Origin of the sequence: Collinsella phocaeensis (assembly GCF_900119895.1) — a bacterium.
GTDB lineage: Bacteria > Actinomycetota > Coriobacteriia > Coriobacteriales > Coriobacteriaceae > Collinsella > Collinsella phocaeensis.
Genome location: NZ_FQLR01000004.1, coordinates 305540 through 328501 on the forward strand (window position 1 = coordinate 305540; position 22962 = coordinate 328501).

At 69.8% G+C, this 22962-nt stretch carries 14 protein-coding genes and 1 pseudogene; 6 read left to right on the top strand and 9 right to left on the bottom strand.

Translation table 11 applies throughout. The features are described from left to right. Positions 1–490 precede the first annotated feature (490 nt). Both BQ7355_RS03430 and BQ7355_RS03435 read right to left on the bottom strand, forming a co-directional pair. Entirely contained in the window at positions 491–1447 is a 957-nt protein-coding gene (locus BQ7355_RS03430; RefSeq protein WP_072414940.1) for a lactate/malate family dehydrogenase, read from the bottom strand. Positions 1448–1581: 134 nt separating this feature from the next. Continuing rightward, positions 1582–2580, bottom strand: coding sequence for a YitT family protein (locus tag BQ7355_RS03435; RefSeq protein ID WP_072414941.1), 999 nt, complete (start codon positions 2578–2580; stop codon positions 1582–1584). A gap of 496 nt (positions 2581–3076) precedes the next feature. On the opposite strand from BQ7355_RS03435, the gene BQ7355_RS03440 reads away from it, so the two are divergent. The 3 genes from BQ7355_RS03440 (at position 3077) to feoB (ending at position 9127) form a co-directional block, all read left to right on the top strand. Further along, on the top strand, positions 3077–5029 hold the full coding sequence (locus tag BQ7355_RS03440; RefSeq protein ID WP_072414942.1) for a RecQ family ATP-dependent DNA helicase: 1953 nt from the start codon (positions 3077–3079) through the stop codon (positions 5027–5029). 393 nt (positions 5030–5422) lie between these two features. Continuing rightward, positions 5423–6343, top strand: coding sequence for a homoserine O-acetyltransferase MetA (gene metA / locus BQ7355_RS03445; protein ID WP_072414943.1), 921 nt, complete (start codon positions 5423–5425; stop codon positions 6341–6343). Positions 6344–6766: 423 nt separating this feature from the next. Beyond that, positions 6767–9127: a ferrous iron transport protein B gene (feoB, locus tag BQ7355_RS03450; protein WP_072414944.1), complete on the top strand. Its 2361-nt coding sequence runs from the start codon at positions 6767–6769 to the stop codon at positions 9125–9127. A 298-nt stretch (positions 9128–9425) separates the two neighbouring features. Here feoB and pknB read toward each other — a convergent pair whose 3' ends face one another. The 7 genes and pseudogenes from pknB to BQ7355_RS09215 form a co-directional block, all read right to left on the bottom strand. Beyond that, entirely contained in the window at positions 9426–11387 is a 1962-nt protein-coding gene (gene pknB / locus BQ7355_RS03455) for a Stk1 family PASTA domain-containing Ser/Thr kinase (RefSeq protein ID WP_072414945.1), read from the bottom strand. Positions 11388–11603: 216 nt separating this feature from the next. After that, positions 11604–14477 (bottom strand): FtsW/RodA/SpoVE family cell cycle protein, encoded by a 2874-nt coding sequence (locus BQ7355_RS03460; protein WP_072415883.1) that lies wholly within the window; start codon positions 14475–14477, stop codon positions 11604–11606. A 570-nt stretch (positions 14478–15047) separates the two neighbouring features. After that, positions 15048–15668 (bottom strand): annotated as a pseudogene (locus BQ7355_RS09335) (PP2C family protein-serine/threonine phosphatase); the annotation flags it as partial. Beyond that, positions 15649–16533, bottom strand: a complete 885-nt coding sequence (locus tag BQ7355_RS09340; RefSeq protein WP_240307303.1) for a hypothetical protein — start codon at positions 16531–16533, stop codon at positions 15649–15651. The pseudogene BQ7355_RS09335 and the gene BQ7355_RS09340, both read right to left, overlap by 20 nt. Continuing rightward, on the bottom strand, positions 16533–16946 hold the full coding sequence (locus BQ7355_RS03475; protein WP_072414947.1) for an FHA domain-containing protein: 414 nt from the start codon (positions 16944–16946) through the stop codon (positions 16533–16535). Before BQ7355_RS03475 ends, BQ7355_RS09340 begins: the two co-directional genes overlap by 1 nt. A gap of 6 nt (positions 16947–16952) precedes the next feature. Next, positions 16953–17798, bottom strand: a complete 846-nt coding sequence (locus BQ7355_RS03480; protein WP_072414948.1) for an FhaA domain-containing protein — start codon at positions 17796–17798, stop codon at positions 16953–16955. Next, positions 17795–19630, bottom strand: coding sequence for a serine/threonine-protein kinase (locus tag BQ7355_RS09215; protein ID WP_072414949.1), 1836 nt, complete (start codon positions 19628–19630; stop codon positions 17795–17797). The genes BQ7355_RS03480 and BQ7355_RS09215 overlap by 4 nt, the downstream gene beginning before the upstream one ends. Before the next feature lie 464 nt (positions 19631–20094). Here BQ7355_RS09215 and BQ7355_RS03490 point away from each other — a divergent pair, with 464 nt between their 5' ends. The 3 genes from BQ7355_RS03490 to BQ7355_RS03500 all read left to right on the top strand — a co-directional run bounded on the left by BQ7355_RS03490 (position 20095) and on the right by BQ7355_RS03500 (position 22949). Further along, positions 20095–20289, top strand: a complete 195-nt coding sequence (locus BQ7355_RS03490) for a hypothetical protein (protein ID WP_072414950.1) — start codon at positions 20095–20097, stop codon at positions 20287–20289. A 35-nt stretch (positions 20290–20324) separates the two neighbouring features. After that, positions 20325–22565: a DNA polymerase III subunit gamma/tau gene (gene dnaX, locus BQ7355_RS03495; protein ID WP_072414951.1), complete on the top strand. Its 2241-nt coding sequence runs from the start codon at positions 20325–20327 to the stop codon at positions 22563–22565. Positions 22566–22628: 63 nt separating this feature from the next. Beyond that, complete coding sequence (locus tag BQ7355_RS03500) at positions 22629–22949, top strand: YbaB/EbfC family nucleoid-associated protein (protein WP_072414952.1); 321 nt, start codon at positions 22629–22631, stop codon at positions 22947–22949. Positions 22950–22962: the final 13 nt, after the last annotated feature.

Consider the following 22962-nt stretch of genomic DNA (forward strand, 5'->3'; position numbering starts at 1 on the left):
GCGCGGTGAATGGGCCCGCGCGAACGGCGTCCCTTTCGTTCGATGCGGTGGCGCGTGAGCATGGTCCGTCGTTCGTCAACTCACGTCAAAGTGGGTTTATAAAATGACAATAATTCGTAACCCCCTGCATTTTTGGACAAATCTGCCAGATAATGACGATGGAACAGGCGCCGAAGCTGCGCAAAGCGGGTCGACATGAGAGGAAAAGCCCCAAATGCAGGCTCATAAGGCCGCAGGCAGCGCGAAATCCCTTGCAATCATAAAAACAACCCCCATAGCATCGTCATTATCTGGCAGATTTGTCCAAAATGATGAGGGGTCAATCTAAAAATCAAAATAACAAACCCTCTTCTTCCGGTGCGCGGGCCGGTTGAGGGCGGCGACTCGGCGCCTGGCAGCATGCTGTGAGCAAGGATACCGCCCCGACCTCCCATGCCGGGAAGCCGGGGCGGCTCGGGCGCGCGGATGTGCGGTGCGGTCGGGGGCGCCGTTACCACCAGGTGAGGCGGCCGATGTTCTCGCGGATGTGAGCGCAGCTGGCATGGAAGCGCTCCAGCTCTTGCTCGGAGAGGTCGAGCTCGAGCACCTGCTCGACGCCGTTGCGGCCGATGATGCACGGGAGCGAGGTGAAGATCCCCTCCTCGCCGTATTGGCCCTCCATGAGGGTGGAGGCGGCCATGACCGCATGCTCGTCGTGCAGCACGGCGGCGACCACGCGGACGGCGGCGTTCGCGACCGCGTACTCGGTGCACTGCTTGCCCGCATAGGTCACGTATCCGCCCTGGCGGCCCTTGTCCTCGACCTCGTCGAGGTCGAACGCGAAGCGCTCGGGGGCCTCCTGCGCGAGTTCGGAGAGCAGCTTCCCGGAGATGCTCGCCGCCTTCCAGGCCGCGAGCTGCGAGGCGCCGTGCTCGCCGATCATATAGGCGTTGATGGACTTGGGGTCGAGCCCGCCGCACGCGAGCGAGATCTGGGCGCGCAGGCGCGCGGAGTCCAGGCCGGTGCCCGAGCCGATGACGCGCTTGGGATCATGGCCGGTGAGATGCCAGATCTCGGTGCACACGACGTCGCACGGGTTGGCGATGGAGACCCAGATTCCCTTGAAGCCGGCGTTCTCGATGCGCTCCGCGAAGGTGCGGCAGGCGTCGGTCGTGTAGAAGAGCTCACCGTCGCGGTTTCCCGCCGCGAGCGCGACCTTGCCGGCGGCATTGACGATGATGTCGCAGCCCGCGAGCTCCTCGTAGGCGTCGCCGCAGTTCACGATGCGCGCGTTGTACGGGCAGAAGGCGAGCGAGTCGAGCAGGTCCTGGGCCTCGGAGGCGACCTTCTGGGCATCGATGTCGGCGAGATAGAGCTCGTCGACGAGTCCCTGCAGCAGCAGGCTGTTGGCGACATGGGTGCCCACGTGTCCCAACCCGACGATTCCGATCCTACGTGCCTGGCTCATGAAAACCCCTCTCTTTCGCACGGTAAAGTGCTCCCATTCTAGAGATATCTGTGCGCGCAGGGTCCGGGAATCAGATGCGTAACAATCGCGGCATGGGTTTCGGCTCGGCTGAGGATCGGCACGTCGCACGGCAGCTAGCGCCCGTCGTCCTCGCGCAGCTCGTTGGGCCTCGGCGTTCGTCGGGCGTGGCGCGCCGGCTTGTCGGGGTCGGGCACCGCGGTGGGCACGGGCTCGTCCACATGGCCATGCCACCAGCCTCCGACGAAGTTGTCGGTGCGGAAGACGTTGATCACGGCGCCGGGGTCGACCTCGCAGACAAGCGCGATGATGTCGGCGGACTCGTAGGTCGAGATGACGGTGTGCAGCAGGTACATCTTCTCCCGGCTGTAGCCGCCGATGACCTCGGCGCAGCTGATGCCGTGCTGGAAGCGCTCGATGTAGGCGTCCATGACCTCCTCGGCGCGCTTTGTGGTGATCTGGAGCGTGACGCGGTCGTAGCGGTGGTAGAAGCTGTCGATGGACTTGGTGGCGATGAACTGGAACACGATGGAGTAGGCCGCGTTGTCCCATCCGAACAGCATGCCGAAGACCACGAGCAGCAGGCAGTTGCCCGCGAAGATGAATCCCCAGATGGTCTTGCCGGTGCGGTTCGACACGAGCAACGCGATGAAGTCGGTGCCGCCGGTGGAGGCGCCGGCCTTGAGGGCGATGGCGATCGACAGGCCGGAGATGAACCCGCCGAAGATGACGAGCATCATCTTGTCGCCGAGGAGCGGATCGAAGTTCAGTACGTTGAGCAGAAGCGACGACAGCGCGACCTGCGCCATGGAGAAGATGACGAAGCGCTTGCTGATGGATCCCCAGCAAAGGGCGGCTACGGGAATGTTGAGCAGCAGCATGCCCACGGACGTGGAGATGTGCACCCCGCCGAGCGAGGTGATCTGGTTCACGAGGACGGCGATGCCCGTGAAGCCGCTCGGGAGCAGGTTGGCGGGCTCGACGAACGCCTGGATGAGGAACGTCTGCAGGAGGGCGGACAGCGCGACGGCGATCGCGGTGATGATGCGGCGGACGACGGTGAGGCGCGCAAGCTCGAGCGCGCGGTCGGTCAGGGTGTCGATGGCGCTTGCCATGGGCGTTCCTTTGCGGCGGGTCGGATGGTGCGGAGGCAGATTCTATCACGTCGGCACCTTCCGATGCGCCATGTGAGGCGGGCCCGCATGCCGAGCACGGATACAGCATGCGGGCCCATGGGAAGGGGTGCGGTCGGGCGAGGCGCGGCGATGGCGTCGGCTGCGGGAAATGCATCGCGGAAACGGCCGGGAGACGCCGCGCAGGCTGTGTCCCGCCGTTCGCGCATCCACGACAAAGTGTAGACTCGCAACGTAATTCGGATTGTATCTCTAGGTAAACGGTAGGTTGATTCCGTGGGCGCCGGAAAAGCGCCGGCATGCGGTCGGCGGCGGGCCCGGGCGGGCGCTCGCCCGCAGGGTGCGCCGGCAGCCCGTGCGGTCGGCGGGCGGGCGCGCGGACCGGCGCGCGTCCCGCCGCATCCGTCCTCGGCGGGCGTCCCCTCGGCAGGGTATGATGGCCGGTACCGGTACGGAAGATACGGGAAAGGTGGGCCGGATGGCGATGGACGAGGCGCGCGCGGCGCTCAAGCGGTATTTCGGATACGATGCGTTTCGGCCCGGGCAGGAGCGGCTCGTCTGCGCCGTGCTCGAGGGGCGCGACGCGCTGGGCGTCATGCCGACGGGTGCCGGCAAGTCGGTCTGCTACCAGGTCCCCGCCCTCGTGCTGCCCGGCATCACCTTCGTGGTGAGCCCGCTCGTCTCGCTCATGGGCGACCAGGTCCGCGCCCTCAAGGAGGCGGGCGCCCGCCCCAGCTTCCTCAACTCCACCCTCACCCCGGCGCAGCAGAACACGGTGCTCAAGCGGGCGTCGGAGGGCTGGTACCAGATCATGTACGTCGCCCCGGAGCGCCTGGCCGACCCGCGCTTCCTCGCGTTCGCCCAGCAGGCCGCCGCTCCGGGCGGCATCGGCATCCCGCTCGTGGCGGTGGACGAGGCGCACTGCGTCTCGCAGTGGGGCCAGGACTTCCGCCCCTCCTACCTGGAGATCGCGAGCTTCATCGAGGCGCTGCCGCAGCGCCCCGTCGTCGCGGCCTTCACCGCCACGGCGACCGAGCGGGTGCGCGCGGACATCGTCTCGATGCTGGGCCTGCGGGCGCCCGAGTCGGTGGTCACGGGCTTCGACCGGGCGAACCTCTTCTTCGGGGTCGAGGAGATGGGGGACAAGGCCAAGGCGAGGTGGATCTGCGACTACGCGCTGTCGCATGCGGAGGAGAGCGGCATCGTCTACTGCGCCACGCGCAAGGCGACCGACGAGCTCGCCCTCACCCTCGCGGACGCACTGGAGCCGCAGGGGATCGCGGTGGCGCGCTACCACGCCGGCATGTCGCCCGCCGAGCGCACGGAGGCACAGGCCGCCTTCATCGAGGACCGCGCCCCGCTCATCGTGGCGACCAACGCGTTCGGCATGGGCATCGACAAGCCCAACGTGCGCTACGTCATCCACCACAACGTGCCGGAGAGCATCGAGGCCTACTACCAGGAGGCGGGCCGCGCCGGCCGCGACGGCGACCCGGCGAGCTGCCATCTGCTGTGGAACGGCAGCGACTTCCGCCTGCGCCGCTATTTCATCGAGCGCGACCAGGAGGATGAGCATGCGGACGAGGCCGCCGCGGAGCGCTCGCGGCAGAACCGCTACCGCCTGCTGGCCGCCATGGAGGGCTACTGTCAGACGACCGGCTGCCTGCGCGCCTACATCCTGCGCTACTTCGGCGACAACGGGGCCCTGGGTGTCGAGCGCACCGGTTCGGGCGCCGGGACGGAGGGTTGCGGCTCCTGCTCCAACTGCACGGGCAGTTACGAGGCGGAAGACGTCACGGAGGCCGCCCGCGCGGCGGTGCGCTTCGTGCAGGCGTGCGGCGGCCGTTTCGGCAAGGCGCTCGTGGCCGACGCTTTGCACGGGGCCAACACGGAGAAGGTCCGCTCCTGCCGGCTGGACGGGATGCCGGGCTACGGCTCGCTGTCCGAGATGCCGGTCGGCGCGATCAAGGACGTGCTCGGCCAGCTCGTGGGGCGCGGGTACCTGGCGCAGAGCCAGGGGCAGTACCCGGTGCTCGGGTTGGGCGAGCGCGCCGTCGAGGTGCTGGCGGAGGACGCGGACGCGCCGTTCTCCTTCACGGTGAAGCGCCGCGCGCGCACGGGCCGTGCCGCCGAGCGGGCGCGTCGCGCGGTGGACATGCTGCGGGCCGAGGCGGGCGGTGCGACCGGGCGCCTGGGTGATGACGCGGAGCTGTTCGAGCGCCTGCGCGAGGTGCGCCGCGAGATCTCCGCCGAGCGCGAGCTGCCGGCCTACATGGTCTGCACCGACAAGGCGCTGCGCGGCATGTGCCGCCGGCGCCCGCAGACGCGCGACGAGCTGCTCGAGGTCCCGGGGATCGGCGAGAAGAAGGCCGACGAGTTCGGGGATGCGTTCCTCTCCGCCATCGCGGCGTTCGAGGATCTGCGGGAGTAGCGGGGGCAGGCTGTCCGGCCGGGCCGGGCCGTTGCTTCGAGGTCCCGGTGCGCATGGCGCCTCGCGACGATGGTTCTCAATAGGGCTTTTTGCTACAGGGCGGAGCAGGCGTTTGTCCTGGGAGCGGATGCGGTTGCGTCGCATGGCCGTCGTGTTGCTCGGGTGGGCGTTGTTCACGTGGGGCCGTGCATCGACCGTTGCCGGCGGGCGTTCATGAACGGGCGCCGCGGCGACGAGCCCGCATGCGTCGAATGGGTGCGCACGCGGGCGTTGCGGGGCGGCGTCCGCGTCTTCGTCGCGCCGCGATACAATGAGGGTTCACGCGAGTGTATCCAGAACCCCGGCGCATCGATCGATCGCGCACCGTTTTTCGAAGCAAGAAGGAGACCGCGCATGCCCATCCGTATTCCCGACGCGCTTCCCGCGACCGAGACCCTGAAGCGCGAGAACATCTTCGTCATGACGGAGTACCGGGCCCTCCATCAGGACATCCGCCCGCTGCGCGTACTCATCTTGAACCTCATGCCCACCAAGATCGCCACCGAGACGCAGCTCATTCGCAAGCTCTCCAACACGCCGCTGCAGATCGAGGTGGAGCTGCTCCGCACCAGGAGCCACGAGGCGACGCACGTGGCGCCCGAGCACCTCGAGGCCTTCTACCGCACGTTCGACGACGTCGTCGACGAGCACTACGACGGCCTCATCATCACCGGTGCGCCGGTCGAGCAGATGCCGTTCGAGGAGGTCGACTACTGGGACGAGCTGTGCCGCATCATGGATTGGTCGACGACGCATGTACACTCGACCCTGCATATCTGCTGGGGCGCCCAGGCGGGCCTCTACCACCACTACGGCATCGATAAGCATGACCTGCCGCAGAAGGCGTCCGGCGTGTTCGAGCACCGTATCGTCAAGCCCTCGAGCCCGCTGGTCCGCGGGTTCGACGACCGCGTCTGGGCGGTCCACTCGCGCAACACCGACGTGCGCGTCGCCGATGTCGAGGCCGAGCCCGAGCTGGAGATCATCGCGCTCTCCGACGAGGTGGGCCTCTACATCGTCAAGTCGCGGGACAGCCGCCGCTTCTTCGTGTTCGGGCACCCCGAGTACGATCGCGACACCCTTGCCCAGGAGTACGCGCGCGACCTCGCCCGCGGCATCGACCCGCAGGTCCCCGCCAACTACTTCCCCGACGACGACCCGACGCGCGAGCCCCGCTGCACGTGGAGGTCGCAGGCGCAGCTGCTCTACACCAACTGGCTGAACTACTACGTCTACCAGACGACGCCCTACGACATTCAGTGCGCGGGCGCCTAGGGCGCGTCCGGCTGCGCGCGGTTTCGCTTCCCGACGTTCCGTCCTGCCGGGGCCGTGCCGTCCCTGCCCTGCCCGCATGGTGCGGTTCCGGCTGCTGCGCCGCCGCCCTCGGCGCGGGTGAGATGGGCGGTCCGCCGGGTCGATTTGCTGCAAGATCGCGGATTTCTGTTTTGCCATGCGTGTGGACGCATTTAAACGCCTGGCGGGATGGGCAAATCCCCCAGGTAAGCCTTCATGAGATTTGCCCGGGATGCCCCTTGTGCGACACGGGGCCGAGAAATCCGTCATTTTGCAGCACGGCCGAACGTCGCTGCCAGATTGGGCCGCTGCCCGCCTGTGAAAAGGTTCACCCTGCGTGACATGACGGTTAGCCATGGCTAATATATACAGGTACCGCAACACGTATGGGGAGGATCCGCCTGTATGAGACTCGATGAGCTCGAGATAGGGAAGGACGCCGTCGTCGCGTCCGTCGATTCGGACGACGCCGCGCTGCGCCAGCACATCTTGGACATGGGGCTCACGCCGGGCACCGAGGTCACCATGATGAAGTACGCCCCGATGGGCGACCCCGTGGAGATCCGCCTCCGCGACTACGAGCTCACGCTCCGTCGCGCGGACGCCGCGCGCATCGAGCTCGTCGACGTGCATGATGCCCACAACGTCCCGCGCGAGAACCCCGGCGGCGCGCCGACCGATCACCCGGCGTTCGGTGAGTGCGCGCGCCGTCCCCGTCTGGGGCGTGCGGGCGTGGAGGCGGGGGCTCCGCTTTCGCTTGCCCTCGTGGGCAACCAGAATTGCGGCAAGACCACCCTTTTCAACCAGCTGACGGGGTCCAACCAGCACGTGGGAAACTTCCCCGGCGTCACGGTCGACCGCAAGGACGGCCAGGTCAAGGGTTGTCCCAACGTCACGATCACCGATCTGCCCGGGATCTACTCGCTGTCTCCCTACACGAGCGAGGAGGTGGTGAGCCGCCGGTTCATCCTCGATGAGCGCCCCGACGCGATCGTCGACATCGTCGACGCCACCAACATCGAGCGCAACCTCTACCTCACGCTCCAGCTCATGGAACTCGACCGGCCCATGGTCCTCGCGCTCAACATGATGGACGAGGTCGCGGCCAACGGCGGCTCGGTCGACGTCAACCGGCTCGAGCGGATGCTCGGCATCCCCGTGGTGCCCATCTCCGCGGCCAAGAACGAGGGGACGTCCGAGCTGGTCGAGCACGTGCTGCACGTCGCGCGCCATCGCGAGCTGCCGGGCAGGCAGGACTTCTGCGCTGCGGACGGCCCCGACAAGGGCGCGCTGCACCGCTGCATCCATGCCGTCATGCACCTCGTCGAGGACCACGCCAAGCACGCCGGGATCCCGCCGCGCTTCGCCGCGACCAAGCTGGTCGAGGGCGACGAGCTCGTGCGCGGCGCTCTCGGGCTTGACGCCAACGAGCTCGACGCGCTCGAGCACATCATCTCGCAGATGGAGGAGGAGTCCGGCACCGACCGCTTCTCCGCGCTCGCCGACATGCGCTTCGCGTTCATCGGGGCCGTGTGCCGCACCTGCGTGGTCAAGCCCCGCGAGAGCCGCGAGCACAAGCGCTCGGTCGCCATCGACCGCATCCTCACGGGGCGCTTCACGGCGTTCCCCGCGTTCCTGCTCATCATGGGACTCGTGTTCTGGATCACCTTCGGCTGGCTCGGCGCCTGGCTGCAGGGCCTCATGGAGGAGGGCGTCGCGTGGGTCACGGACGCCGTCGCCGCCGCGCTCGCGGCCGCGGGCGTGAACCCGGTGGTGCAGTCGCTCGTGATCGACGGCGTCTTCGCGGGCGTGGGCAGCATGCTCTCGTTCCTGCCCCTCATCGTGGTGCTCTTCCTGCTGCTCTCGATGCTCGAGGATTCCGGATACATGGCGCGCGTCGCCTTCGTGATGGACAAGGTGCTGCGCCGCTTCGGCCTGTCGGGGCGCAGCTTCGTGCCGATGCTTGTCGGGTTCGGCTGCAGCGTGCCGGCCATCATGGCGACGCGCACCCTGCCCTCCGAGCACGACCGCAAGATGACGGTGATGCTCACGCCCTTCATGAGCTGCTCCGCGAAGCTTCCCGTCTACGGCCTGCTCACCGCGGCGTTCTTCGCGCGCGGCAGCGCGCTCGCCATGGTCTCGTTGTACCTGATCGGCATCGCGGTGGGCGCCGTCGTCGCGTTGATCTTCAAGCGCACGGCGTTTCGCGGCGAGCCGGTCCCGTTCATCATGGAGCTTCCCAACTACCGCCTGCCGTCCGCCAAGACCACCGTCATGCTCGCGTGGGACAAGGCCAAGGACTTCATCACGCGCGCCTTCACGATCATCTTCGCCGCGAGCGTGGTCATCTGGTTCCTGCAGACCTTCGATATCCGCCTCAACGTGGTGAGCGACCAGTCCCAGAGCATGCTCGCGGGGCTCGGTGGCCTCATCGCGCCGCTGCTGGCGCCCCTCGGGTTCGGCGACTGGCGCGCCTCCACGGCGCTCGTCACCGGCCTGCTCGCGAAGGAGAGCGTGATCTCCACGTTCGCCGTGCTGCTGGGCACCGAGTCCGCGTCCGCTTTGAGCGGCTTGTTCACCCCGTTCACCGCCTACGTGTTCCTGGTGTTCACGCTGTTGTATCCGCCCTGCGTGGCCGCCATCGGCGCGGTCAAGGGCGAACTGGGGCCCAAGTGGGCCGCGGCCGTCTTCGCGCTCCAGTGCGTGGTCGCGTGGGTCGTTGCGTTCGCCGTGCGCCTTGCCGGCATGGCGCTGGGCCTCGCGTAGCCGACGGCCGTGCCAAAAGGGACGTACCCTAATGGCACGACTAAACGTTCGGCGTGTTATTAGGGCCTGTCCCTTTTGGCACGGCCGGCGTGGATCGGGCCTTTCCCGCCGACTGGCCTTATGCTCCGCAGGCTTCTGCATCCCGGCGCCTGCGCGGTTCCCAGCGCGCCTGCGTCCTCCATGGGGGATGGCGCGGCCAAATACGATGAGTAAACGAAAATCGGGTGCCGACAGGTCGTCGGCACCCGGTTCTTGCGTCTGCACGCTTTGCGCGGGGATCGCTCAGGCGTCCCCGCGGCTACTCGGAGGTGCTTTCCCCGTCGGTCGACGGACCGGTGGAGATGTAGATCCAGATCGTCGTGCCCTTGGCCTGCTTGCCGCTCGGGCTGTACTTGATCACGCGGCCCTCCTCCACGGTGTCGCTCGCCGTGGGGACGGGGTTGTAGCGCAGTTCCGCGTTGGAGATGGCGTCCTGCGCGTTCTCGGCGATCATGCCGGTGAGCCCGAGCGCGTCGACGTCGACCTTGTCGTTATCGGGGTTCGCGCCCTTGGAGACGACGACGGTGATCGTGGTGCCGTCGGCCTGCTTGCCGCTGGGGTTCCAGCTGATGACGTAGCCCTTGTCCACATCGGAGCTGTACTCGCTCTCGACGCTCATGCCGAAGCCCGCGCTCTCGAGGGCATCCCGCGCCCCGCTCTCCGTGAGGCCGGTGAGGTCGGGCACGGACACGCTGTCGGGGCCGGTGGAGATCACGAAGTCGACGGTGGATCCCTCGTCGACCTGCTCGCCGGCTGCAGGGCTCTGCTCGATGATGGTGCCCGCCTCGGCGTCGTCGGCGCGCTGCTGGACGTTGCCGGTCTTGAGGCCGGCCTTGGTGATCATCTTGCGGGCGTCGGCCTCGTCCTTGGCGGCGGAGAGGTCGGGCACCTGGGTCTTGTCGGCGGGCTTGGGACCCTTGGAGATGGTGATGTCGACCTTGGAGTCCTCGTCGACCTTCTTGCCGGCGCTCGGGAAGGTCTCGCAGACCTGGCCCTCGGGATAGGTGTCGCTGTACGCGGCGTCGACGTTGCCCACCTGGAGCTTCTCGTTCTTGAGGCTCTCGACGGCCGCCTCCTGCTCAAGGCCGAGGAGGTTGGGCACCGCGATCTGCTTCGCGGGGGAGAACAGGCCGCTGACGGCGAACACGGCGATGGCGACCGCTGCGACCACGGCGACGACGATGCCGGCGATCTTGCCCTTGCTCATGCCCTGCTTCTCCGGCTCGTAGCTGCCGGTGCTTTGCGCCTGCGCGCGCACCGAGCGGCCGACCGCGGTGTTGGCGGCGCCGCCGACGGGACGGGCCATGGTCTGGGTGGAGTCGGGCATCACGCGGGTCTCGGTGGCGCCCATGCCCGCGGCCGCGCCGATGACGCGCGTCGGCTCGGGGACCTCGACGGTGCGGCCCGCGAGGTAGCTGTTGAGCACCTGGCGCAGCTCGTCGGCGGACTGGAAGCGGTTGGCGGCGTCCTTCTCCATGCAGCGCAGGATGATGCGCTCGAGGTCGCCGTCGACGCCGGGGTTGATCTGGCTGGGGGGAACGGGCAGCTCGTTGACTTGCTTGAGCGCGACCGAGATCGCGTCGTCGCCGTCGAACGGCACCTGACCGGTGGCGCACTCGTACATCACGACGCCGAGCGAGTAGATGTCGCTCGTGGGTCCGAGCTCCTGGCCGCGCGTCTGCTCCGGGGAGACGTAGTGCGCGGTGCCCAGCACGTTGTTGTCTTGGGTGAGGTGGCTGTTCTTGGCGCGGGCGATGCCGAAGTCCATCACCTTGATGTTGCCGTCGGGCTGCACCATGATGTTCTGCGGCTTGATGTCGCGGTGCACGATCTCGTGCCGGTGCGCGACGGAGAGCGCGGAGCAGATCTGGCTGCCGATCTGGGCGACCTTCTTGGGGTCGAGCGCGCCGTGGCTGCGGATGCCGCTCTTGAGGTCGGTGCCGCGCAGGTACTCCATCACGATGTAGTACGTGTCGCCGTCCTTGCCCCAGTCGTACACGCCCACGATGTAGGGGCTCTGAAGGCCGGCCGCCGCCTGCGCCTCCTGCTTGAAGCGCGCGGCGAAGGTCGCGTCGCCGGCGTATTGCGGCAGCATGATCTTCACGGCGACGGTGCGGTCGAGCACCTGGTCCGTCGCGCGGTAGACGCTCGCCATGCCGCCTGCGCCCACCTTGTCCTTGAGAAGGTACCTACCTCCGAGCAATCGCTGCGATTCCGCCATCTGTTCTACTCCTCATCAATCCGATGCAATCGCGTGCATGTCGATCCATAGTTGCCGTGTGCCGGCGCCGGTGCGAACGGCACGGGTTCTCGCTGCCCCCACGGCCTCGTGCGGGTCCCGACGGGGCGGGATCGCCGAGGGCCGGACGTATCGTACATGCGCGGGCAGCGGACGTGCCGTGCGCGTGCGGTATCCAAGATGCGCATCCCCATGGCATCACGCTCCCTGGGCGGCGAGGGCGACCTTGAGCACCTGGCCCGCGATCGCCGCGGCCGAGAGTTCGCTCGGGTCGTTCTCGCTGTAGTTCTCGATCATGACCGAGATGGCCACGGTGGGGGTGTCGTAGGGGGCGAAGCCGACGAACGCGGTGTTCACCTGGTCGGCCGTGGCCTCGGCGGTGCCGGTCTTGCCGGCGACGTCAACGCCGGCGATGGACGCGGCGGTGCCGGAGCCCTCGTCGACGACGGCGAGCATCGCGCGCTTGACGTCGGCTGCGGTGGCGGCGCTCACGGCCTGGCCGAGCGAGCGGGCCTGGGTGGTCTTGACCACGGTGCCGGTGGGCGAGAGGATCTGCTCCACCACGTAGGGGTTCATCGCGAGGCCGTTGTTGGCGATCGCGGCGACCATCACGGCGTTCTGCATGACGGTGGTCTGGGGGCCGGGCGTGTGGCCCTGGCCGACGGGCTGGCCGGCGCCGGCCCAGGCGAGCTCCCACTCCGTCATATCGGAGGCCTCGGGCAGGATCGATGCCGTGGTGGTGAAGTCCAGGCCGAGGTTGCTGCCGTAGCCGAAGGCGCGCCCGTAGTTGACGAGCGCCTCGGCGCCCACCTCGTCGGCCACCTGACCGAACGCGGTGTTGGAGGAGTAGGCGAAGGCCTTCTCAAGGCTGAGGGTGCCCAGGTCCTCGTTGAGGTGGTTGACCACGTCGGCCCCGCCGATCTCCATCGACGCCGGGGCGCGGTAGGTGGTGTCGAGCGTCGCGGCTCCGGAGTCCAGCGCGGCGGCGAGCGTGATCACCTTGAAGGTCGAGCCGGGCGTGTAGAGCGCCTGCGTGGTGCGGTCGAAGAGCGACTCGCCGGTCTCGGCGCCGCTCATGAGGGCGGAGACGTCGGAGTTGGTGTAGCTGGGGGCGCTCGCCTTGGCGAGCACGGCGCCGGTTCTCGGGTCGAGCACGACGATGGCTCCGGATTTGCCCGAGAGCGCCTGCTCGGCGGCCGCCTGGATGCGCGAGTTGATGGTCAGCTGCACGGAGTTGCCGGGCTGCGAGATGCCGGCAAGGGAGCTCACCGCGTTCTGCCAGCTCGAGTAGTCCTTGCTGCCGGTGAGCGTGGCGTTCATGCTCGACTCGATGCCGCTCGATCCGTACTGGTTGGAGTAGTAGCCCACGGTGTGCGCCGCGAGGTTGCCGTTGGGGTAGGAGCGCAGGTAGGTGCCGTCCTCCTGCTGCACGGACTCGGCGAGCGTGAGGCCGTCGCTCGTGATGATCGAGCCGCGCTTGACGTAGGCGGCGCGCATGATGGTGTGGTTGTTGCCGGCCATGGACTGGTAGTCCTTCGCCTTGATCACCTGGATATAGGTGAGGTTGCCGATGAGCACGGCGAACAGCGCGGTGAAGAGGAAGACCTCGCGGGTGAGGCGCTTGGAGAGCTCGACGCGTCCCAGCACGCCGGATTCGGGCGTGTCCAGGGTGCGGCGGCGCAGATGGGAGCCGCGCGACGCCTGGGGCCTGCGGGCCTCCTGCTGCGCGGGGCGCCCGCCGAGCAGGCGCGCGCTGAGCGAGCTGGGGCTGCCGCCCGCCGAGACGATGCCCGTGCCGTCGAGCTCGACGGCACGCCCGGTCGCCTCGTCGCCGGCGCGCATGAGGATGGCGACGATGACGAAGCTCGCCAGGAGCGAGGAGCCGCCCTGGCTCATGAAGGGGAGGGTGACGCCGGTCAGCGGGATGAGGCGGGTGACGCCGCCCACGATGAGGAACGCCTGGAAGGAGATGGCGGCGGTGAGGCCGCTCGCCACGAAGGCGGAGAGGTCGGATTTGGCGCGGGCCGCGACGGTGAGGCCGCGGACGGCGAACAGCATGAAGCCGAAGAGCACCGCGGCGCCTCCAAGCAGGCCCATCTCCTCACCGATGGCGGAGAAGATGAAGTCGGACTCGACGACGGGGATGAGGTCGGCCATGCCGCGGCCGATGCCGGTGCCCACCAAGCCGCCGTCGGCCAGCGAGTAGATGGACTGGACGAGCTGGTAGCCGGTGTCCTGCGCGTCGGCGAACGGATCGATCCACGTGGCGAAGCGCACGCGGACGTGGCCCATCACGAAGTACATGCCCACGGCGCCCACGACGAGCATGAGCATGCCGATGATGACGTAGCTCACGCGGCCGGTGGCGACGTAGAGCATGATGAGGAATATCGTGTAGAACAGCAGCGCGCTGCCCAGGTCGCGCTCGAACGCGACGATGAGCAGGCAGACGCCCCATACCACGAACAGGGGCATGAGCAGGCGCAGGCGCGGGATCTTGATGCCTAGGATGGAGCGGTTGGAGATGGACAGCAGCTCGCGGTTCTCGGAGAGGTAGCCCGCGAGGAACAAGACGATGAAGATCTTGGCGAACTCGCCGGGCTGGATGGTGAAGCCGCCGATGCGGATCCACAGCTTCGAGCCGTACATCTCGGTGCCTATGAACATGGGGAGCAGCAGCAGGATGATGCCGATGACCCCGAAGGTGTACTTGTAGCGCCGCACCGCGTCGAGGTTCTTGATCGCGGCGAGCGTGATCACCATGCAGGCGATGGAGGCGAACAGGATCATCAGCTGGCTCATCGCGAGGTTGGGCGCGAGGCGGGTGACGAACGTGATGCCGACGCCCGAGAGCAGGAACACGACGGGCAGGATCGCCGGGTCGGCGCCGGGGGCGAAGATGCGCGCGGCGATGTGCGCCGCGGCGAACGCGGCGAACAGGCCCAGGGGCACGGCGAGGGTGGTGAAAGACAGCTCGGTGCCGGTGGTCACCACGTAGAGCGCGTAGAGGAGGGTCACCGGGAATGCCGCTGCGATCAGCAGGAAGAGTTCGGTGTTGCGTCGGCTGCCCATATCATGCGCCTCCTTCGGGGGTATCGGGGGTATCGGGGGTATCCGCAGCGGCACGGAGGCGGAGGCGCCCGCGTCTGCGGCTGCCGCCGCGTCGGCATCGGCCGCCTCCGCCTCCGTGCCGCTGCGGATGGTCGCGGCGTTCGCGGCGAGCTCGGCTTGCTGCTCGTCGATCTGGCTGCGATAGGCGGAAAGCGTGTCGCGCGCCTCGTCCAGGCTCGCCTGGGGGATGCCCTCTTCCAGGCGAGCCTGGGTGTCCTCGGGGAGGTCGGCGAGCTCGATGCTCGTGGACTCCTCGAGCGAGCTCAGCTCGAAGCCGAATACGCTCACGGGCGAACCACGGTACACGGCGACGGTGTCGCCGTCGCAGCCCAGGTAGATGGAGCCGGCCACGGAATGGGCCATCCACGCGACGGCGATGAGCAGCACGGCGAGGATCGTCCCGGCGCCCACCAAGAAGTTGCGGCGCCTGCGGCGGGCGAGATCGGCCATGCGGCCGTCGTCGACCACGTCGATGACGATGACCGTGACGTTGTCGCCGCCGCCCGCGGCGAGCGCGGCGTCCACGAGGTTGTCGGTGCACATCTGCGGCGTGGCGGACTGCACGGCGATGTCCTCGATGTCGTTGTCGGGGATCATGCTCGACAGGCCGTCGGAGCACAGGATGAGGCGGTCGCCCTCCTCGATGTTCAAGGAGAAGTGGTCGGCGTACATGGCCGGGTCCGACCCGAGCGCGCGGGTGATGACCGAGCGGTTGGGGTGGACGCGGGCCTCGTCGGCGGTGATCTCGCCGGCGTCGACGAGCTCCTCGACGTAGGAGTGGTCGCGCGTGATGCGGATGAGGGTGCCCTCGTGGAGCAGGTAGGCGCGCGAGTCGCCGGCGTGCGCGATGGCCACGGTGGTGCCCTCGATGTAGGCGGCGGTGGCGGTGCAGCCCATGCCCGGGCGGCCCACGCCGTTGACGGCCGCCTCGATGACGGCGGTGTTGGCCGCCTCGACGGCGGCGGCGAGCAGGGCGGGGTCGGCCGTGTCGGGAGCGGCGGCCGCGATGGTCTCGACGGCGATCGCGCTCGCGACCTCGCCCGCGGCGTGGCCGCCCATGCCGTCGCAGACGGCGAACAGCGGCGAGGCCACGAGATAGGAGTCCTCGTTATGGTTGCGGACGCATCCCACGTCAGAGCGCGCGCCCCACATGAGCGAGGTGGTCGTGCCGGCGTCGTAGGTGGAATCCGTCTCGATGCGGTCGTCCGTGACGGGGGCGAAGCTCTGCGTGCTGCCGGGGTCGGAGAGCTTCGCTTCGACCTGGACGACGTCGATTTCCGCGGTGTCCTCGGGCGCGGCGGGGTCGGGGACGGCCCGGGGCGCGGGCGCGCCCGGGTGGGGCCCGGGCTCGACGGCCTCGTCCTCGGGACGTCGAGCCCGGGTGGGGCCCGGGCTCGACGGCCTCGTCCTCGGGAAGCGTCGGGTGCATGCCGGGCAGCATCGTGATGGGGTCTTCCGTGCCGGGAGCCTGCGCGGGGGCCTGAGGAGCTTCAGGGCCGGCGCCGTCCGCTGCACGGGCGCTGCCGTGGATCGCGCTGTCGCTGAAGAACGCATCGTCGTCGCTCGCGACGGGCGCGGCCTCGGTCTCGCTCGGGATGGGGGCGTCTGCGAAGTGCGCCCGCGCGGAGGACGGCGCGTCCGGCGCCTGGTCCCCGTCGCGCGGCGCCATGTCGTCCGCGGCGGTCTCGGAGCCGGCCGACACGGATGCGGTGGCCGCGACGGCGGCGGAAGCGGCGGCGGCAGCGGCGGCGGCAGCGGCGGCCGCCGCGAGGAATTCCTCGTCTTCGGCCTGGATCTCCTCGGGCGTGCGGGTGTCGACGTCCGGCGCGGCGGCGAAGAGGTCGCCTGGCGCGCCCCCTCCCGTAAATACGGGAGAACCCGCCGGCTCGGCCTGATCGGCGTCGAGCGCGGCGGGGGCGTCGGCGAAGTCCACGACGGGCTGGGGCGTGAGCTCCGATATCGGGCTCAGGTCTGCCCCGGCGCCGCCGGTCGCGGGCGAGGTTGTCCCCTCGGCCATCATCGGCGGTTCACTTTCATCACGACGTCGCCGATCTGCACCTCATCGCCCTCGCGGAGCGTGGCGGGCTCGACCAGCTGGCGGCCGTTCACCAGGGTGCCGTTGAGGGAGTTGAGGTCCTCGATCACGAGCGCGGGGCCCTGCAGGGAGAAGCGCGCGTGGCTCGCGGACACGAAGGGCTCGTTGATGCAGATGTCGGAGCTGGGCGAGCGGCCCACGATGACGGGGCCGAGCATGTCGACGTGGATGCCGCGGATGCCGCGGGGGCCCTTGTCGACGTCGATCGTCCAGATCGCGGAGTCGCGGCGCTGGCCGCGCACGAGGCCCACGCCGGTCTTCATGACGGCGATGAGGAAGATGTAGAGCACCACGACCAGGACGATGCGCCCGGCGAAGAGGATGAGGTCGATCATGGGATCTTACCCCCTGAACTCGTAGGTCGTAAGGCCGAAGGTGAGCAGGTCGCCGCTGCGCAGGGGGCAGCGGGTGATGCGGCGGTTGTTGACGAGGGTGCCGTTGGTGGAGTTGAGGTCCTCGATGGTCCAGTCTGAGCCCGTGAAGGTGAGCTCGGCGTGGCGGCGGCTCACGTTGGGGTCGCGCAGCACGACGTCGGCGGCGGCGCGCTCGCGCCCGATGGTGCAGCGCGCGGCGGCGATCGGGAGCACCTCGCCGGTGACGACGTCGCGGAGCTGGGCGATCGGGGCGGCCTGCTGCGGACGCGGCGCGGCGGCGGGGACGGCGGGGACGATGTCCTGGGGCGCGAAGGGGTTGGGCTGGGCGGCGGGCTGCTGGGCCGGCGCCGGGGCCGGCCGGGGCTGCTGGTGCGGCTGCGGCGCGGACACGACCCCCATCTGGGCGGCGAGCCCCGCCTGGTAGGCGCGCTCCTCGTCGTAGAGGCGGGCGAGGGTGGGGGCGTCGACGTTCTCGGCGAACACGGAGAACTTGCCGCTCTTGAGGGATGGGTCGATCATGAAGCGGACGAGGGGCTCGCCCACGAAGGCGTAGCCGCGCTTCTCGGCGCTCGCCTTGACGAACTCGCCGACCTCGCGCGTGAGCTGCGGGTAGTAGGGGGCCATCAACGGGTCGTCGTCGTTGGCGATGAGGATCGTGTAGAGCGCCGGCGCGGTGTCGACCCCGCCCACCACAAGGGTCTGGCCCTCCATCTCATGGGCGGCCTGGCGGGCGAGCTTCTTGAAGGAGAACGGTGCGCGCGCGGCACCGAAGATACCTGCGACGTGGTCTTCGAAGGTGTTCAGGAAATTCACGAACGATCACACTCCGGACGGTCTTTGCGATAGCCGAATAGATAGACATAAAGCCAAATAAGTATAGATGAAGCCGCGCCGACGGCGACCGCGCAGGCCACCTGCGCTGCCGTCAAGCTGGCAATTTCCATAGGGTGTGCAAGAGCGGGGAGCGCGCACCCGAGGAAGAGGACAAGCCCGCAGGCGGCCAGCAGCCAGGCTGGCGGCCGGGCGCCCTCGCGCACGGCGCGGGCGCGGTCGACGAGGCGGGCGGCGACGGCCGAGACGAGGCAGCACGCCGCGACGCCGACCAGGAAGGGCGGGTCGGCGAGCGCGGCCGCGAGCTCCCCGACGCCGAGGCCCGCGCCCGGCGCCACGGCATGCGAGAGCCGCGCGGCGACGGCTCCCAGCGCGAGGGAGCCGGCCGAGGCGGCGCCTCCGAGCGTGAGCGCGGCGAGGGAGGCGGCGATGGGGAGCGGCGCACAGGCGCCTTGGGCCGAAAGCCCGAGCGCCCAGGCGGCCATCAGCACGCAGGAGGCCTGCCCGGGGGCGCGGCCCCATACGAGCCACCAGCCGCTGGCGGCGGCGAGGACGAGGACGGCGGCGGGGACGGTCGCCAGGGGGTTACCCGCGGACACGGAAGCCATGATCAGACCGGTGAAGGCGAGCGCGGAGCCGATCTGCGGCGCCGCCGCGGCCGCCGCCCCGCATGCGATGGAGACCGCGAGGACGGACGCGGGGTCGATGCCGCCGAGCGCGCCGAGCGTCGCGGCGCAGATCGCCGCGAGCGAGACGCCCGAGACGGCGCCCGAGAAGATGCGCCGCGCGGCGGGCCAGCGGCTTCCGAGCAGGCCCTCCTCGGGGTCGATGTCCCAGCCCCGCTCCTCGGCTGCTGCCGCCTGCTCGCGCTCCTCCTCATCGTCCGAGGTCAGCTGGGCGATGATGCGCGCGAGGCTGCGTCGCCCCTCGCGCACGCTGCCGAGCTCGGAGCAGAAGCGCTCGCCGAATGCGGCGACGTCGGCGGTCCGCTCGTCCGCCTCGGGGGAGAGTGCGGCGAGCAGGGCGTCCTCGGCCGAGGCGGGGAGGTCGGGCAGCAGGTCGCTCGGCGCCTCGACGCCCCGGGTGATGAGGTTGAGGGATTCGAGCGGGTCGGCGGCGCGGAAGGGCGCGGTGCCGCAGAGCGACTCGTACAGGACGCACGCGAGCGAGAAGACGTCGCTGCGCTCGTCGACGCGGTCGCCGCGCAGCTGCTCGGAGGACATGTAGCCGATGGTGCCTCCGCGCGCCCCTCCGAACCCGGCGGCGCTCGTCAGCTTCGCCATGCCGAAGTCGGCGAGCTTGACGGTGCCGTTGCGGTCGATCAGGACGTTGGCGGGCTTGATGTCGAGGTGCAGGGCCCCGTTCTCGTGGGCGTAGGCGAGGGCCTGCGCGAGCGCGTCGGCGATGCATGCGGCCTCGTCGAAGGTGAGCGAATGGCCGTCGACCTGCGCGAGGAACTCCTCGAGGCTCATGCCGTCGACGTACTCCATGACGAGGTAGGCGTATGCGGCGTCGTAGGTGAAGTCGATCATCGAGACGATGTGGGGGTGCGGCAGCATGCTCGCGGTGCGCGCCTCGGCCAGGGCGTCGGCCATGATGTCGGCCCCGTGCGCCCCGTGCGCGAAGAGGGGGATGCGCTTGATGGCGACACGGCGCTGCAGGCGGCTGTCGAGGCAGATCTCGACGCTGCCGAAGCCGCCGGACGCCCGCGTCTCGAGCGGCCGGTAGCGGCGGAGCAGCCCGGTCGCGCCGGCGCCGGGTTCGGGCACGCGTCGCGCGGCCCGGGAGGGTTGTTGAGATGGAAACAGCGGCATGGCTTCCTTGTGCGTTTGAGGTACGTGTGCGGCATGGCCGTCGCTGCATTCTACCACGCGGGTCTTCCCGCCGTCGCGCCCCTCAAAAGGGGGACAGGCACCAAATTGAGGTCCGGGATGCGGGCCGTGCGCGCCTTGCGCCGCAGTCTCGCCTCCACGGGGACGCCCGCCCTCTCAATTAGGGGAAAGGCACGTTTTCGAGGCGGGGGACGCCGGGCGGGCTCGGGGCGCGCCGGACGGGGCGTCCCGATCCGTTGGGGACGTACCCCCCCCGCGGCGCGCCCTTTGGCGCGCCGGCACCTCCACAAGCGGGTCGAACCTTCCCCATCTCCCAAATGGGGCGCCCGCGTCCCATGCCGCCGGCCCGCCCCGATCGGTGCCGCCGCGCCCCGCCGGCCCGCGCGGACATGTATCATGAGTCGGAACGAGATCGCCGCGTCGGCGGCGCGCGGAGGGGAGGGCACATGGACGACGGCCAGAGGCTTGCGGCCTACGACGCCTTCGCCGCGGGCGTTCGCTTGGAGCTCGAGCGCACATCCGGCCGCATGGATGAGCTCCGTGCGGCCGGCCAGGTGAAGACGGCGACGTATCGGCAGCTGTTCGCCAACCGGGCGACGTTGCGCGACATCGATCGCCGCCTCGCCGAGCGCGGGCTGTGACGCGTACCGCACATCAGGACGTAAAGGAGGACCCGGTGGAATCGCTCTATAGGAAATACCGGCCGCTCACCTTCGAGAGCGTGGTGGGCCAGCAGCACATCGTGTCTACCCTCGAGCACGCCGTGGCCGAGGGGCGCCTGTCCCATGCCTACCTGTTCTGCGGCCCGCGCGGAACGGGCAAGACCACCATGGCGCGCATCCTCGCCAAGGCGCTGCTGTGCCAGGGGGCCGAGGCGGCGCGGGCGACGGGCGCGTCGGGCTGCATGGCGTGCGGCACCTGCCCCGAGTGCGAGGCGATCGCCGCCGGCACGCACCCGGACGTCTACGAGCTCGACGCGGCGAGCCGCACCGGCGTCGACAACGTCCGCGAGGAGATCATCGGCTCGGTGAACTTCGCCCCGGTGCGCGGCGCCTACAAGGTCTACATCATCGACGAGGTCCACATGCTCACGGCGGCCGCGTTCAACGCGCTGCTCAAGACGCTCGAGGAGCCCCCGAGCCATGTCGTGTTCGTGCTGTGCACCACCGATCCGCAGAAGATCCTCGAAACCATCCTGTCGCGCTGCCAGCGCTTCGACTTCCACCGCATCTCGAACGAGGACATCGTCGGCAGGCTGCGCTGGATCTGCGAGCAGGAGGGCTTCTCCTACGACGACGAGGCGCTCGAGATGGTGGCGCGCCATGCCCGCGGCGGCATGCGCGACGCGCTGTCGACCCTGGAGCAGCTCTCGGTGTTCGGGGACGGCTCCGTGCGCGTCGACGACGCGCGGTCGCTTCTGGGCGAGGTCTCCGGCACGGTGCTCTCCGCCTTCGCCTCCGGGATCGCCGCGCGCGACGTGGCGGGGCTGTTCGCCCAGGTGCGCGCGCAGGTGGAGGGCGGAAGCGACCTCATGGAGTTCACGCGCGATGCCGTGGCGCACGTCCGCGACGTCTACACGGCGTGCGTGGCGGGGGACCGTCCGGAGCTGTTCGACGGCACGCCCGAGGAGGTCGCGTCCCTGGTGGAGGAGGCGCGCCTGTTCGAGGGCCCCGACCGCCTCGCCCGCGTCCTGACGGTGCTGGACGACGCCGCGATCGAGATGCGCACCGCCTCCGCCCCGCGGCTCGTGCTCGAGATCGCGCTCCCCCGCCTCGCCCGCCCGCAGAGCGATCTGACGCTCGAGGCCCTGGCGGAGCGCCTCGATCGGCTCGAGGCGCAGGTCGCCGCAGGGGTGGCGAGCGCGCCCATGGACGCCGCGGGCCTCATGGGCGCGTCCGGCTCGGCCGCCGCTTCCCGCGCGGCGTCGCCTTCCAAGCCGGAGCCCGACCGCCGCGCCCCCGCGAACGCGGCTCCCGCGCGCGACCGTGCCGACCTGCCGTGGAACGCGTCGCGTCCCGCCGGCGGCGCGGCGGCCCAGCCCGGCCCCGCCGCTCCGGCAGCCGTTGCCCCAGCGCCCGCGCCCGTCTCCGGCGGCGCCTCCGGCCAGCGTCCGGATCGGCCTTCGTCTGCGGCCCCGGCCGCGGATTCGCGCCCGGCGGCCGATCCCGGCACCGCCTCGATCCCGGCCCCCGCGCCCTCTGTCGCCCCTGCCGCCGCGGCGCCCGCCGCGTCCGCTCCGGGGCGAGCCTCCGCTCCGGCGGCCGCCTCCTCGGCAGCCGAGCCCCCGGCACCCGTCTCGCCCGCGCCGGCCGGTCCTGCCGCCGCGCCCCTGGAGGCCGGCGACCTGCAGCGCAGATGGTCCGAAGTGGTCAGGCGCGTCACCGCCGCCCAGCCCTCTCGCGCCGGCCTGCTGCTCCATGCGCGCGCGACCGCCGACGACGGCGACCGGCTCGTGGTGGGCCTTCCCGCCGGGTCGGGCTTCGCGATCAAGATGCTCGGTCGCCCCGATTCCCATCAGGTCATCGACCCGATCGTTCGCGAGGTGTTCGGTCCGCGCGAGGTTGAGTACGTGATGGAGGGGGCGCCCGCGTCCGCCCCGGGCGCAGGGCCCGCCGCGGACCCCGCGCGCACGCCGGACCAGAGCTCGCCCCAGCCTTCGTTTGCGCCTTCTGCCGCCGCCCCTGGCCCGCCGCTGCGCCGGGGGCGGTGCCCTGGTCGGGCCGCGCCGGGGGCGAGAGCCATGTGCCCAAGACGCCCGACGAGGCGCGGGCGATGCTCGGGGACGTGTTCGGGCCGGGCGTCGTCTTCAAGCCCGTCGACGGGGAGTAGCCGGTTCCCGAACGGGGCGCCCGCGCGCCCCGCATGCCCCACGAGCGCTTCATATATCCCGTGGGCGCACATGGTACGATTCCGATGATTGTTTTGACGCGCGCCCGCCGCCGCACGGCTTGCGGGCGCGCACGCGTGAAGGGGAGTGCCCATGGCCGGCATGAACATGCAGCAGATGATGAAGCAGGCGCGCAAGATGCAGGAGCAGATGGTCGCCATGCAGGAGCAGCTCGCCACCAAGACGGTCGAGGCGAGCGCCGGCGGCGGCATGGTCAAGGTGAGCGTCAACGGCAACATGCAGCTCGAGAGCGTCACCATCGACCCGGACGCCCTCGATCCCGAGGACGTCGAGATGCTCCAGGACATGATCGTGGCCGCCGCCAACGAGGCGATCCGCGGCATGGGCGACATCGCGAACCGCGAGATGGGCGCCATCACCGGCGGCATGAACATCCCGGGCATGCCGTTCTAGGCCGCCGTCCGCA

Bases quoted from the DNA above. Each gene is read 5' to 3' on its own strand.
- BQ7355_RS03430 (WP_072414940.1), bottom strand. From the start codon at position 1,447: ATGAGCCAGGCACGTAGGATCGGAATCGTCGGGTTGGGACACGTGGGC.
- BQ7355_RS03435 (WP_072414941.1), bottom strand. From the start codon at position 2,580: ATGGCAAGCGCCATCGACACCCTGACCGACCGCGCGCTCGAGCTTGCG.
- BQ7355_RS03440 (WP_072414942.1), top strand. From the start codon at position 3,077: ATGGCGATGGACGAGGCGCGCGCGGCGCTCAAGCGGTATTTCGGATAC.
- metA (WP_072414943.1), top strand. From the start codon at position 5,423: ATGCCCATCCGTATTCCCGACGCGCTTCCCGCGACCGAGACCCTGAAG.
- feoB (WP_072414944.1), top strand. From the start codon at position 6,767: ATGAGACTCGATGAGCTCGAGATAGGGAAGGACGCCGTCGTCGCGTCC.
- pknB (WP_072414945.1), bottom strand. From the start codon at position 11,387: ATGGCGGAATCGCAGCGATTGCTCGGAGGTAGGTACCTTCTCAAGGAC.
- BQ7355_RS03460 (WP_072415883.1), bottom strand. From the start codon at position 14,477: ATGGGCAGCCGACGCAACACCGAACTCTTCCTGCTGATCGCAGCGGCA.
- BQ7355_RS09340 (WP_240307303.1), bottom strand. From the start codon at position 16,533: ATGGCCGAGGGGACAACCTCGCCCGCGACCGGCGGCGCCGGGGCAGAC.
- BQ7355_RS03475 (WP_072414947.1), bottom strand. From the start codon at position 16,946: ATGATCGACCTCATCCTCTTCGCCGGGCGCATCGTCCTGGTCGTGGTG.
- BQ7355_RS09215 (WP_072414949.1), bottom strand. From the start codon at position 19,630: ATGCCGCTGTTTCCATCTCAACAACCCTCCCGGGCCGCGCGACGCGTG.
- BQ7355_RS03490 (WP_072414950.1), top strand. From the start codon at position 20,095: ATGGACGACGGCCAGAGGCTTGCGGCCTACGACGCCTTCGCCGCGGGC.
- BQ7355_RS03500 (WP_072414952.1), top strand. From the start codon at position 22,629: ATGGCCGGCATGAACATGCAGCAGATGATGAAGCAGGCGCGCAAGATG.